At 39.9% G+C, this 12,098-nt stretch carries 13 protein-coding genes; 10 read left to right on the forward strand and 3 right to left on the reverse strand.

Annotated features, from left to right (window positions below; genetic code table 11):
* The first annotated feature begins 2 nt into the window (after nucleotides 1-2).
* The 7 genes from ffh (at nucleotide 3) to rplS (ending at nucleotide 5,641) form a co-directional block, all read left to right on the forward strand.
* The gene (gene ffh / locus H5R64_RS08330; protein ID WP_182581571.1) at nucleotides 3-1,457 is read left to right on the forward strand and encodes a signal recognition particle protein; all 1,455 of its coding nucleotides are present in this window, start codon (nucleotides 3-5) and stop codon (nucleotides 1,455-1,457) included.
* Nucleotides 1,458-1,846: 389 nt separating this feature from the next.
* On the forward strand, nucleotides 1,847-2,122 hold the full coding sequence (gene rpsP, locus H5R64_RS08335) for a 30S ribosomal protein S16 (protein WP_102169442.1): 276 nt from the start codon (nucleotides 1,847-1,849) through the stop codon (nucleotides 2,120-2,122).
* 12 nt (nucleotides 2,123-2,134) lie between these two features.
* Nucleotides 2,135-2,395 (forward strand): KH domain-containing protein, encoded by a 261-nt coding sequence (locus H5R64_RS08340; protein ID WP_182581570.1) that lies wholly within the window; start codon nucleotides 2,135-2,137, stop codon nucleotides 2,393-2,395.
* A gap of 57 nt (nucleotides 2,396-2,452) precedes the next feature.
* Nucleotides 2,453-2,962 carry a ribosome maturation factor RimM gene (gene rimM / locus H5R64_RS08345; protein WP_182583341.1) on the forward strand — a complete coding sequence of 170 codons (510 nt, stop codon included), beginning with the start codon at nucleotides 2,453-2,455 and terminating at the stop codon, nucleotides 2,960-2,962.
* Complete coding sequence (trmD, locus tag H5R64_RS08350; RefSeq protein ID WP_182581568.1) at nucleotides 2,962-3,720, forward strand: tRNA (guanosine(37)-N1)-methyltransferase TrmD; 759 nt, start codon at nucleotides 2,962-2,964, stop codon at nucleotides 3,718-3,720. Before rimM ends, trmD begins: the two co-directional genes overlap by 1 nt.
* Before the next feature lie 12 nt (nucleotides 3,721-3,732).
* Nucleotides 3,733-5,169: an APC family permease gene (locus H5R64_RS08355; protein WP_182583343.1), complete on the forward strand. Its 1,437-nt coding sequence runs from the start codon at nucleotides 3,733-3,735 to the stop codon at nucleotides 5,167-5,169.
* A gap of 112 nt (nucleotides 5,170-5,281) precedes the next feature.
* Nucleotides 5,282-5,641 (forward strand): 50S ribosomal protein L19, encoded by a 360-nt coding sequence (gene rplS / locus H5R64_RS08360; RefSeq protein ID WP_056974551.1) that lies wholly within the window; start codon nucleotides 5,282-5,284, stop codon nucleotides 5,639-5,641.
* Nucleotides 5,642-6,223: 582 nt separating this feature from the next.
* Here the strand turns inward: rplS and H5R64_RS08365 are convergent.
* Together H5R64_RS08365 and H5R64_RS08370 are read right to left on the reverse strand one after the other, a co-directional pair.
* A complete protein-coding gene (locus H5R64_RS08365; protein ID WP_182581231.1) occupies nucleotides 6,224-6,541 on the reverse strand; it encodes a DUF2628 domain-containing protein in 318 nt (105 codons plus the stop codon).
* A 382-nt stretch (nucleotides 6,542-6,923) separates the two neighbouring features.
* Nucleotides 6,924-7,229, reverse strand: a complete 306-nt coding sequence (locus H5R64_RS08370; protein WP_182583363.1) for a helix-turn-helix domain-containing protein — start codon at nucleotides 7,227-7,229, stop codon at nucleotides 6,924-6,926.
* 743 nt (nucleotides 7,230-7,972) lie between these two features.
* On the opposite strand from H5R64_RS08370, the gene H5R64_RS08375 reads away from it, so the two are divergent.
* The 3 genes from H5R64_RS08375 (at nucleotide 7,973) to H5R64_RS08385 (ending at nucleotide 9,919) form a co-directional block, all read left to right on the forward strand.
* Nucleotides 7,973-8,293, forward strand: a complete 321-nt coding sequence (locus tag H5R64_RS08375; RefSeq protein WP_182581230.1) for a MazG-like family protein — start codon at nucleotides 7,973-7,975, stop codon at nucleotides 8,291-8,293.
* A gap of 12 nt (nucleotides 8,294-8,305) precedes the next feature.
* Nucleotides 8,306-9,133 carry an exodeoxyribonuclease III gene (locus tag H5R64_RS08380; RefSeq protein WP_182581229.1) on the forward strand — a complete coding sequence of 276 codons (828 nt, stop codon included), beginning with the start codon at nucleotides 8,306-8,308 and terminating at the stop codon, nucleotides 9,131-9,133.
* 93 nt (nucleotides 9,134-9,226) lie between these two features.
* Nucleotides 9,227-9,919: a matrixin family metalloprotease gene (locus tag H5R64_RS08385; RefSeq protein WP_182581228.1), complete on the forward strand. Its 693-nt coding sequence runs from the start codon at nucleotides 9,227-9,229 to the stop codon at nucleotides 9,917-9,919.
* A gap of 186 nt (nucleotides 9,920-10,105) precedes the next feature.
* Here the strand turns inward: H5R64_RS08385 and H5R64_RS08390 are convergent, their stop codons facing one another.
* Nucleotides 10,106-11,923, reverse strand: coding sequence for a heavy metal translocating P-type ATPase (locus H5R64_RS08390; RefSeq protein ID WP_182581227.1), 1,818 nt, complete (start codon nucleotides 11,921-11,923; stop codon nucleotides 10,106-10,108).
* Between the last annotated feature and the right edge of the window lie 175 nt (nucleotides 11,924-12,098).

A 12,098-nucleotide genomic window follows, 5' to 3' on the forward strand; every position in this document is an offset into this window, starting at 1 on the left:
AGATGGCATTTGAAGGATTAACTGATCGTCTGCAAAAGGCGATGGAAAAGCTGCGGCGAAAGCCCAAGGTTACCGAAGCAGATCTTCGTGAAACGATGCGGGAAATTCGGCTAGCATTACTCGAAGCCGATGTTAACTTTACCGTTGTTAAGGACTTTGTAAAGAAAGTTCGGGAAAAGGCAACAGGTGCAGACGTTCTTAAAGGGTTAAACCCAGCCCAACAAATTGTTAAGATTGTTAATGATGAATTAACCCAACTGATGGGGGAGAAAGCAGTCCCTCTGAACAAGGCCGCCCATATTCCAACTGTAATTATGATGGTTGGTCTTCAGGGGGCTGGTAAAACAACCACTGCTGGCAAATTAGCACTTCGGTTAAAGGACGAAAACAAGGCACGCCCACTCTTTATTGCGGCCGATGTTTATCGCCCCGCTGCAATCACCCAGTTAAAACAGGTTGCTAATCAGATTGATGTTCCAGTTTTTGAAAAGGGAACTAACGTTGATCCGGTTGACATTGTTCGTGAGGGGATGGAGGTAGCTAAGCAGAACCATAATGATTACGTAATCATTGATACTGCTGGGCGTCTCCAGATTGATGAGCAGTTAATGGATGAATTAGCAAACATTAAGGAACTTGTTAATCCTAATGAAATCCTTTTGGTAATTGACTCAATGACGGGGCAAAATGCTGTAAATACTGCCCAAGGATTTGATGATAAGCTTGATATTACCGGGGTTGTATTAACCAAGCTCGATGGTGATACCCGTGGTGGGGCTGCTATGTCAATTCGTGCCGTTACCGGTAAACCAATTAAGTTTGTCGGTGAAGGTGAGAAGATGACTGATCTTGATGTCTTCCACCCAGATCGGATGGCTTCGCGGATCCTCGGGATGGGGGACATGATGACCCTGATCGAAAAGGCCCAAAAGGATTTCGATGAGGAACAAGCCCAAGCAACGATGGATAAGATGCGTGAGAATACTTTTGATTTCAACGACTTCCTATCCCAAATGGATCAAGTAACTAAAATGGGGCCACTAGAAAATCTTATTAAGATGATGCCAGGAATGGCGAATAATCCTGCTCTGAAGAACTTGAACCTTGATCCTAAACAGCTAGATCACATTCGGGCAATTATTTACTCCATGACCCCTGAAGAACGGGAAAATCCAGACTTAATGAACCCGAGTCGTCGTCGACGGTTAGCTGCCGGTGCTGGTCGGCCAATCGTTGAAGTTAATCGGATGATTAAGCAGTTTAACCAAATGCGGAAGATGATGAAGCAGGTTACAAATGGTAACTTTAGTGGAATGCAAAACATGTTTGGTGGTCAAATGCCGGGAATGCCTGGTGGTCGGATGGGGCAAATGGCAATGAGTCACATGGCCCGAAAGATGAAGAAGGATAAGCAAAAACGAATAAAAAAGCTCCGAAAATTACGAAAGCGTCGTTAGTAAATAGCTTTTATTGTAATAAAGACTGGTTAGTAGTCCTAGTAAATTCTCTTCAGACGAGACCGCTAATCAGTTTTTTAGTAATTAAAAAGATAAGTAACAAGTTATTATCTGTATTTTTAATCATAACTGCAAGATGATTTACAAATTCTTGACACTAGGGATAGTAGTAAGTCAATCTTTTATCTAAGTTAGTCCAACCGACTTAAGAAGACCTAGTTATCATAAAATGGGTTGCAATCTAGTAGGATGATGATTGGACTTGGCTTCAGTAGGTCACTTATCAAAAAAGAAGAAAATATTTAGCCTGTCAAGAAAAAATACTTTACATTCTTTTGGAAGACTGGTATATTATTATCTGTTAAGAAATTTACAGGGAGGTGCAAAGAATGTCCGTTAAAATTCGTTTAAAGCGTATGGGTTCAAAGAAGCGTCCATTCTACCGTATTGTTGTAGCTGATTCACGTGCACCACGTGATGGTCGTTTCATTACCTCTTTAGGTACTTACAACCCATTGACCACTCCTAAGGAAATCAAGTTTGACGAAGATGCCGTTATGGATTGGTTACAAAAGGGTGCTCAACCTTCTGACACTGTTCGTAACATGCTTCAAAAGGCCGGTGTTATGAAGAAGTTCCACGAATCAAAGTATGCTAAGAAGTAGTGATGTTTAGTCATGACTGAGACAAGTATTGAAGAACTGGTTCGTAGTTTAGTAACCCCATTGTTAGAACGTCCGGATGATTTAACAATTACTCAATCTGAAGATGAGCATTTTCAACGATACGTTGTTGATGTTCATCCTCAAGATGTTGGTCGCTTAATTGGGCGGCAGGGACATATTGCTTCAGCACTGCGTACGGTCGTTGAAGGAGCACGTCCACGACGTTCCAATTCAAAAAAGATCCGGTTACTAATAAATGACCATCGTCACTAACATAAAACTCCCACACTAGTCTGTGGGAGTTTTTGTCAATTTTAGGGAGAAAATTGAATGAAATTTTATAATGTTGGAAAAGTTGTTAATACCCATGGGATCCGTGGTGAAGTTCGAGTGATTCCGACTACTGATTTTGTTGATGAACGCTTTGCCAAGGGTGCCAAATTGTATTTAGATGAGTCTCAAGGAGAGCCAGTAGAATTAACAATTGAATCTGCACGACCGCACAAGGGATCATTACTTGTTAAGTTTGTAGGATACGACAATATTAATGATGTTGAAGTATTTCGTAACCATAAGTTAATGGTTAGCGAGAAGGATCAACAGCCACTTGAGGACGGTAGTTACTACTATCATCAAATAATTGGGTTAACTGTAAAGACGGTTGATGGTCGAGAATTAGGAAAGATTAAGGAAATCCTTTCACCTGGTGCTAATGATGTTTGGGTTGTTCAACGACCTAAACAATCAGATCTCTTATTGCCAAAGATTGATGATGTGATTAAGAATGTTGATCTTGAAAAAGGTATCGTGGAAGTTGAGTTATTGGAGGGTCTCGAATAATGCGGATTGATATTTTAAGCTTATTTCCTGATATGTTCCAAGCAACGTTAGGTGAATCAATTATTGGTAAAGCACAAGATAACGGCTTTCTTGATATAAAAGTTACCGATTTCCGGGATTATACAGACAACAAACATAATCGGGTTGATGATGCACCATTTGGCGGTGGTGCGGGAATGCTCCTACAAGCACAGCCCATTTTTGATGCAATGTCCGCAATTGATGAGGAAACTCAAGGGCGCTATCCAAAAGGACGGGTAATTTTAATGGATCCTGCTGGACGAAGGTTTGATCAAGAATATGCTCAAGAATTATCACAAGAAGAGCATCTTACCTTTATTTGTGGTCATTATGAAGGATATGATGAGCGAATTCGCAACCTCGTGACAGATGAAGCGTCATTAGGTGACTATGTTCTTACTGGTGGAGAATTGGCTGCGATGGTAATGATTGATGCAACTGTAAGGTTTGTTCCAGGTGTGTTAGGAAACATGTCTTCCCCAATGGGTGATTCCTTTAGTAATGGATTACTTGAATATCCACAATATACTCGGCCGGCAGATTTCCGCGGAATGAAGGTTCCCGAAGTTTTGACTAGCGGAAACCACCAAAAGATTAAGGAATGGCGTCAACGAGAATCCTTACGACGAACACTAGAACGACGCCCTGATTTACTGAAAACGGCTAAGTTGAATCATGAGCAACGGCTAATGCTTGAAGATTTAAAACTCGACCAAGATCCGGATGTGCCAGATTAGGAAGGAGTTGCGATGAGGAAGTTTATTCAACGGCTGTTTTGGAAACAAAATCCGGCAATATACCGAAGTAAGGATGCTAAATTAACCCCAAGTCTCCGGACAATTGACTTAATTGGACTAGGAACCGGGATGGTTGTCGGTACAGCTATCTTTACTTTACCGGGAATCGTAGCGGCAGAGCATACAGGGCCGGCTGTTCCGTTAGCCTTTATCGTTGCCGCAATTGGAGCCGGTCTATCAGCGTTAGCCTATGCCGAAACATCATCAGTCTTGCCATTTGCTGGTTCAGCCTTCTCATGGATTAATGTTCTCTTTGGTGAATTTTTTGGTTGGATTGCGGGTTGGGCCCTTCTTGCTGAGTATTTTATTTCAGTTGCCTTTGTGGCATCTGGCTGGTCTGCTTATATGCAAGGATTCCTGGCAAGTCTTGATGTGAGATTACCAGTGGCATTAACGGGCGGCTTTAATCCTCACCAGGGTTCGTATGTTGATATTTTAGCAGCGATTGCGATTTTGGCTGTAGGAATTCTTATTTCGCGTGGTGTTCACCAAGTTAGTCGGATTGAGAATATTATTGTGAGCGTGAAGTTATTGGTTATCTTGATGTTTATCGTCGTAGGGATGACGGCTATTCACCCACAAAACTATACCCCCTTTATTCCGCCACACGTTGTAGGAACATCATTTGGTGGCTGGCAGGGGATCCTAGCCGGAACTGCTCAAATATTTATTGCATATGTAGGCTTTGATGCAATTGCAGCAAACACTGCGGAAACAATTAATCCTCAGAAGACAATGCCACGTGGTCTAATTTGGACCCTTGTTTTAGGGACCGGTTTTTTCATTGCGGTTTCACTAGTCCTTGTTGGGATGTTCAAGTATAGTCGTTATGCAAACGATGCAGAACCGGCTGCCTGGGCCCTACGGCAATCGGGACATTATATTACTGCCAACTTGTTATCGATTGTGGCTATTGTCGGTATCTTCTCAGCATTAATCGCAATCTTACTTGCATCATCACGGCTGATTTATGCTTTTGGTCGGGACGGTCTTCTTCCACAGGGCTTAGGTCATATTGACCAAAAACATGTCCCTAATCGGGCTTTATGGATGATTACATTCTTGGCAATGATTCTGGGCTCCGTCTTTCCATTTACCTTCTTGGCCACACTGGTTTCAGCAGGGACATTAGTAGCATTTATTTTTGTTTCACTTGGCATCTATGCGCTCCGTCCTCGTGAAGGGAGGGATCTTCCGGAAGCTCAATTCAGGATGCCCGGTTACCCAGTATTGCCAGCAATCTCTGCATTGTTCTCATTAGTAATTTTCTGGGGATTAAATGTTGACGCCAAGATCATGATGGGACTTTGGTTCCTAATCGGGTTGATTATTTACTTTGTTTATGGAATTCGGCATTCAGTGATTAATCAGGAACATCAATCAAAATAACCCTTGAAAGGGAGAGGAAAAGCTAGTATAGTAATAAATGGCTGTTTAGCCATGAGAAACGGTGTTCCGCTGCCCCATCGGACATGAATGTCGGCGAAAGGAAAGAATTTTTATGCGTCAAAACAAGTTAATCGAAAAGATTACTGCAAGTCAATTACGGGATGATATTCCAGACTTCCGTGCTGGTGATACTGTTCGAGTTCACGCTCTCATCGTTGAAGGTTCACGTGAGCGTGTTCAGATGTTCGAAGGTATCGTTATCAAGCGTCACGGTGCTGGTATCAGTGCTACTTACACTGTTCGTAAGATTAGTAACGGTGTTGGTGTTGAACGTACTTTCCCAGTACACTCACCACGTGTTGCTAAGATTGACGTTCTTCGTCATGGTCGTGTACGTCGTGCTAAGTTGTACTACTTACGTGAACGTACTGGTAAGGCTACTCGTATCGCTGAAAAGCGTCGCGACAAGTAGTAAGAGAGAACCCTTGTGTAGCAAGGGTTCTTTTTGTTTTGGATTTTTAAGTATCTATCAACTGAAATTGAAACCATTCACAGAAATGTGAGTGGTATTTTTTATGTTAAAAATTTACCATCGAAATGCAACATAATTAAAAAACTCATAGTGGGGAGAATAAATTTAATTTGGTTGTTAAATTTATTCTTCCCACTATGAGCTATAATTAACTTACTATAAAATAGCGTAAAATGCTTCTAGACTTTAATTATTCTGGGGATCACTTTACGTATGGTATTCCTAGTACTATTTTTCATGAGCTAAAACGTTGTGCTGGTGTTTATTCACCCAGTAAAGCTGAGCGTAACTGCTACTGTAAAGTCAACGCTGATATAAAACAGGTTTATATGATTAATTATAATGCAAAATTAAAAACAAAAATTGTTTATGAATACCTTAATTATATTTGCTTTGACTAAACACTATGTCTAATCTGTTAAAATCAAGCTTACTTCTTATTTCCCTCCAACCTATGTAAAACTGCTTTTCCTAGTTCATGATATGTATCCGGCATAAAGCCGATAGTAATTGTATGAAGTCTTAATTACTTGCTACAGTAATACCTTTACTCAAGAGAATATCTTCTGATGTTTTATCATTGGGAACGTAACCAGATTCCAACAAATCGTTAATGTATAACTTGTTATAGAAAAATGAAAAAACAATGCCAACAATTCCTGTTCCTAGTCCAAATGTAAAACATGCCACGAATATTACGATAATTAGTTGGATACCAAACCATTTCCAATCACCACGAAATAGAGCAGGCCAGAAGCCAAAGAAGAAAGTTGTCCAGGAAAAGCCAACTTTAACTTGCTTTAATTGATGTGTATTAGGATTTTTGAGATTTACTCGCATTATAAAGCTCCTTATAATTTCAGCTTTTAACGTCGTTCAGGTTTTGGACTAACTTTTCTACGCTTAGTCGTACTGGAATAAAACGAAATAGTAAAAGAAGTTTCAGAAGCTTTTTACGTCTTCACGTTTGGACATGAATTACATAATATTTCTTAATTTGAAACTCATGATATATTCAATATTAAATGTTATACCGAATTGCTTATAAAAAGTAATCGGCTTGTTAATCTCAATATCATTGTTAGAGCAATATGAGAGTGGGATATTGATTGCTGTAAGTGAGTATAATATTCTATTTGAGTGCAGCTACTGTTAAATTATCATCTAAGATATTCCTCAGTCCAAGACGTAATTAATCAAAATTGAAATCAGATTGTTCATACTAATTTTTCCCGTTCATCAACCGTTTTATTAATGCTGTATCTTCCTCAGATAACGGTTTACCTTGATAGGTAAAAATAACATTTTCATCATCTAGATCGACTGTTTTATTGCTGCTTGTGTTTCCAGTTAGGTAATCTAATGATACATGAAAATAATTAGCAACTTTCTCAAGATTCTCCGTTTTAGGTGATCTAACGCTCCACTTGGATATTTGTCCATTTGAAATTTCAGTTTTTCGTTCTAATTCTGCGATAGTTATCCCATATTTTGGGGCTAAAGCTTTAATTCTATCTGCTAAATTTATTTTTGTACTGCCTTTCGAATAATTTAATAGTTAAAAGCTAATATTATAGTTGGTGATTAGTTAAAAAATAAAAGAACTAACAAAAATAAATAGCTTATATGTAAGTTTATTTTTTAGTAAAGAATAGTCTAAAGGCTAACTAGAGTCAATTATATTCGAAAAATAACTAAACGAAGTCAAATCTTATGTATGCCAAAGATTTAGCATGTATTATCGATATGGTGAGTCAATGATTTCTAGGAGCGAGGAGGTATTAATTAGATTTTTTGCGCTACTCCTGAACAATACCAAGAATTGACAGGTAAGGCCTATGTTCAACAAACAACATAAGCTTAATACGTAGTCGTTGGAGAAATACGTTATATATTAATAAGCTTCGCTGCTAAATATTTATAGACGGCTATTAAAAAAGTGCTAATTCTGGATTGGAGAATCAGCACTTTCTATATGTTTTCTAGTTATCTTTGGGAGGATAACTTAAATAATAAATGGTGTGTGTCTTTGATAAGACACCTCTATTTTACATGAGTTTTTAGTCAAATGAAAGTAGTAAAAAGACGAGTGCTAAAAAATCCCCATATCAGTTAGTTATCATCGCTCTCTTTTCTTGATAATCGAGGGATTACTGACTACTTGGATTTTCTAAAAGAATATAAAGTGGGCGGAATTAGAATGAAGTAAGTCTAATGTTCAGTTAATTTGGTAAGATAGAAAGTGAACTATTCGAATAAAGGAGCCTTAAAATGACTTACGAAGAATTAATTTCTAAGATTATGGAATGGGCACACCAACGAAAAATTGACCAAGCTGATCCGCGGGTTGAATTTATGAAACTAGCGGAGGAAGTCGGTGAACTGTCGGGAGCCTATAATAAGAAAAATCATGCACGACTAGTTGATAGTATTGGCGATCTCCAAATTGCCCTATTGATTTTCTGTCGATTGGTTGGTGTTGACCATAAAGAAGCATTAACTGCCGCATATCAAGAAATTGCACATCGTCAGGGCAAGACAACCCCGGATGGTGTTTTCATTAAACAGAGCGATATTGAAAAAGAAAACTAGGGGGAAGTTACAATGAAACTAATTTCGTGGAATATTGATTCAATTAACGCGGCCTTAACAGGAACATCAACCAGAGCTGAGGAAACCCGGGACGTTCTTCATAAAATTGCAGATGAAAAGCCAGATATAATCGCAATCCAAGAAACAAAACTTTCCCAAAATGGCCCTACAAAGAAACATTTTAGTGTTCTGCAAGAATTGTTCCCTGATTACCAGGTAGCGTGGCGGAGTTCAGTTGAACCTGCGCGGAAGGGTTATGCGGGAACGATGTACCTCTACTTAAAAAAGTATAAACCTACCGTTACCTATCCCCAAATTGGTGCACCAGAAACGATGGATGATGAAGGACGAATCATTACCCTTGAATTTCCAGATTTCTTTGTAACCGAGGTTTATACTCCTAATTCCGGTAGTAGCCTGAAAAGGTTAGCTAGTCGCCAACTTTGGGATGATTGTTATCGGGAATATCTTCAAAAATTGGATCAGCAAAAGCCAGTGATGGTGAGTGGTGACTTTAACGTTGCCCATGAGCCAATTGACTTGGCCCATCCAGAAACTAACCATCATTCAGCTGGTTATACTGATGAGGAACGAGAGCATTTTACTCAGTTGTTGGCGGTTGGCTTTACTGATAGTTTTCGTCATCTTAATCCAGATAAAGAAGGAGTTTATTCTTGGTGGGCTCAACGAGTAATTACTAGTAAGCAGAATAATTCTGGCTGGCGAATTGATTATTGGCTTGTTAGTGACCGAATTGCAGGGAAAATTAAAAAATCAACTATGATTGATTCTGGAAAACGTCGTGATCACACACCGATTAAATTGGAGATTGATCTTTAATTATCAAATAAGATGATAATTAATAAAAACTTAATCCCCTAGTCATATTTTGGTAATTATTATTGGCTAGAATGGTTAACATTAAGAAAGAAGGTGGCTGAGATAGGGATCTTTCGTCTTTTTAAACGATTGGTTATTTGGACATTAATTATCGGTGGTTGTTGGTTATATTTCACTAATTCTCAAATTCAAGCAGCATCAACCGCAATGATCTGGAGCTTTCGTCAACGAATTGTTAATTTAATTGGTAATAATGGGGAGAACTTAAATCTGAGTGATTCCTCCCAAAAAAGTCAACAACCTGATCAACAAAAGACTGATTCAACAACGATTCCTACTAATGGACGGTGGGCAACAAATACAGCAACGATCTACGTGAGTACGGGGAATAAGACCCTTGATTCAGCTGCTCAATCAGCAATTCAGCAGTGGAATCAGACAGGTGCGTTTACCTTCCGTCCCGTTACTAGTCGTCAGCAAGCGGAAATCGTTGTGAGTGCAATGGACAACGATAGTACCAATGCAGCTGGCTTGACTAAAACGTCAACAAACTCAATTAATAACCACTTTGTTCACGCTAACGTTTATTTAAACCAACGCTACCTTCTTGATCCGGGGTACGGTTATGATCAGCAGCGAATCATTAATACAGCTGAACATGAACTCGGGCATGCAATAGGCCTTGATCACACTAAGCAGGTTTCTGTAATGCAACCTGCTGGGTCCTTCTATACTATTCAACCTGTTGACGTTCAAGCAGTAAAAAAATTATACGCAACAAACTAAAGGGAATGGACAGGACTAGCGTGCTAGTTCGATTTTCAACACCACGTTAGCTTCTGAAACTCCTTACAAGTAGAAAGAGGACACTAGCGTTCAGATTTTTAACCGAACACTAGTGTCCTCTTTTTATATATTATGCTGTAGCATTTTCTCCTAGGGGGGGACGAATATCATGGTCCCTTTTGGAATTTAATCTAACCTAATTTTCCGTGCCTTTAATGCCCACAAGATTGAAACAGTGTCGATCACTTCCTGGAACATTGCCCCAACAAATGCAGGGAGAATTCCAGTGCAGGCAATAAGCATAAGGATTGTACAAATTGCGATTCCAATCAAAACGGCTTGCTTAGCAATTCTGATTGTGTCTTGCGAAATTTCCACAATTTTGGCAATGCGTGAAAGATCATCGCGAATAATTACAACCGAAGCTGATTCACTAGCTGCAGTTGCACCATGGGCCCCCATCGCAATTCCAACATCGGCTGTGACAAATGATGGGGCATCGTTAACACCATCCCCCACCATAAATACCGGATGTTGATCTAGTGGGATGGCTTTTAATGCTGCAATTTTTCCCTGGGGGAGGAGGTTAGTTTTCACATCCGAAATTCCAACCTGCTTTGCCACCTCATTAGCGAATGAGGCTTGATCTCCCGTGAGCATCATCAGATTAGTAACCCCCATTTTACGTAATTCGTTCATTGTACGTCGTGCTTCGGGGCGAATATGGTCAACAAAAGTAACCGCTCCAGCATACTGACCATCAATTGCAATATAAATAGCAGTGTAAGGGAGAAGTTCCTGCTCTCCGACTGGATCAACGAAGGTGAGTTTCCCGATTTTTAGTTGATGACCGTTAACTTTTGCGGTGATTCCCTTTCCAGTTAACTCCTGTAACTCTTTAACTGGGCTTAACTTAATTGATTGCTTTTTAGCATAGTTGATTAGCGATCGGGCAAGAATATGTGACGACTCACTTTCGGCACTAGCTGCTAATTTAAGAACTTCCTCATTAGTGAAGTTAGTATTGGGAGCAACAATAACTTGACCAACTTCTAATTGTCCATTGGTGATGGTTCCTGTTTTGTCAAAGGCTCCGGTTTTTGCATTCGCTAATTTTTCTAGAACAGTTCCTGTCTTAACCACAATCCCGTTTCGCGAAGCTCGACTCATCCCCGAGACCATTGCAATTGGTGCTGCCAAAATTAACGGACATGGTGAGGCAACGACCAAGACTTCCGCTATCCGCACCGGGTTGCCAGACCACCACCATGCAATTAGCGCGATGACGATCGCTACAATTGTGAAGGGTATGGCATAGTGATCGGCAAGGCGGACAAAGTGGGCGGGAGACGACTCGGCCGTCTTGACTAACTTAACTAGTTGTTGATATTGGCTATCTTTAGCCAGCTTTGTAACTTTAATCGTAATTGAATTTGAGCCGTTGACTGAGCCAGACATCACATCGTCTCCGGGAATCTTACTTACTGGTCGTGATTCACCAGTCAGGGATGATTCGTCAAGGTCACTTTGGCCCGTAATTACTTTACCGTCAAGGGGAATGATTTCGCCTGGTTTAACAATGATTTGGGCACCAACTGGGACTTCCTTAACGCCAACATCAATTGTGGTCCCATCCTTAACTACATGAGCAGTTTGTGGAGTATTGTCAAGGAGGACCTTTAACTCGGTATTGGCTTTTTTTGCTGCGTAGTCTTCCAGGGCATCTCCTCCAGTCAGCATCACTAGGATTACCATTGCGGCCCAGTATTCACTAACTGCCAGAGTTGCCACCACTGCCAGGATTGCTAGTAAATCCACCCCGTAGTCACCAGTACGAATCGACTTAATCATCCCGATAAACATCGAAAGGGCGACCACTGCTCCAATGACCGTTACTAGAATTTGGGCAAGAAGTGGGTAACCACAAACATACTGTAAAATTACTGCTACAGTAGCAATAATAATAATTAACCAGAGCTTTTGCTTATTTGATAATTTTTGCACTATTATGCCTCCAAGATTGTTTTCACTTTTAATTATACGTTAAATAGCTTGTCGATATATGTGTACTCGGCTATTTTTATTAATTTATGAAATTATTAGCAAAATTTGTTTGACATTTATGGGTGGTAAGAGTAAATTATTAGCAACAATCAATGTCCTTTAATTTAGTCCCGTG

The sequence above is a fragment of the Limosilactobacillus fastidiosus genome (assembly GCF_014145505.1).
In the GTDB taxonomy this organism is placed as follows: domain Bacteria; phylum Bacillota; class Bacilli; order Lactobacillales; family Lactobacillaceae; genus Limosilactobacillus; species Limosilactobacillus fastidiosus.

What these genes read in the sequence shown, in the direction of transcription:
- H5R64_RS08375 (WP_182581230.1), top strand. Translation starts at nt 7,973, where the DNA reads ATGACTTACGAAGAATTAATTTCTAAGATTATGGAATGGGCACACCAA.
- rimM (WP_182583341.1), top strand. Translation starts at nt 2,453, where the DNA reads ATGAAATTTTATAATGTTGGAAAAGTTGTTAATACCCATGGGATCCGT.
- rpsP (WP_102169442.1), top strand. Translation starts at nt 1,847, where the DNA reads ATGTCCGTTAAAATTCGTTTAAAGCGTATGGGTTCAAAGAAGCGTCCA.
- trmD (WP_182581568.1), top strand. Translation starts at nt 2,962, where the DNA reads ATGCGGATTGATATTTTAAGCTTATTTCCTGATATGTTCCAAGCAACG.
- H5R64_RS08365 (WP_182581231.1), bottom strand. Translation starts at nt 6,541, where the DNA reads ATGCGAGTAAATCTCAAAAATCCTAATACACATCAATTAAAGCAAGTT.
- H5R64_RS08355 (WP_182583343.1), top strand. Translation starts at nt 3,733, where the DNA reads ATGAGGAAGTTTATTCAACGGCTGTTTTGGAAACAAAATCCGGCAATA.
- rplS (WP_056974551.1), top strand. Translation starts at nt 5,282, where the DNA reads ATGCGTCAAAACAAGTTAATCGAAAAGATTACTGCAAGTCAATTACGG.
- H5R64_RS08340 (WP_182581570.1), top strand. Translation starts at nt 2,135, where the DNA reads ATGACTGAGACAAGTATTGAAGAACTGGTTCGTAGTTTAGTAACCCCA.
- ffh (WP_182581571.1), top strand. Translation starts at nt 3, where the DNA reads ATGGCATTTGAAGGATTAACTGATCGTCTGCAAAAGGCGATGGAAAAG.
- H5R64_RS08380 (WP_182581229.1), top strand. Translation starts at nt 8,306, where the DNA reads ATGAAACTAATTTCGTGGAATATTGATTCAATTAACGCGGCCTTAACA.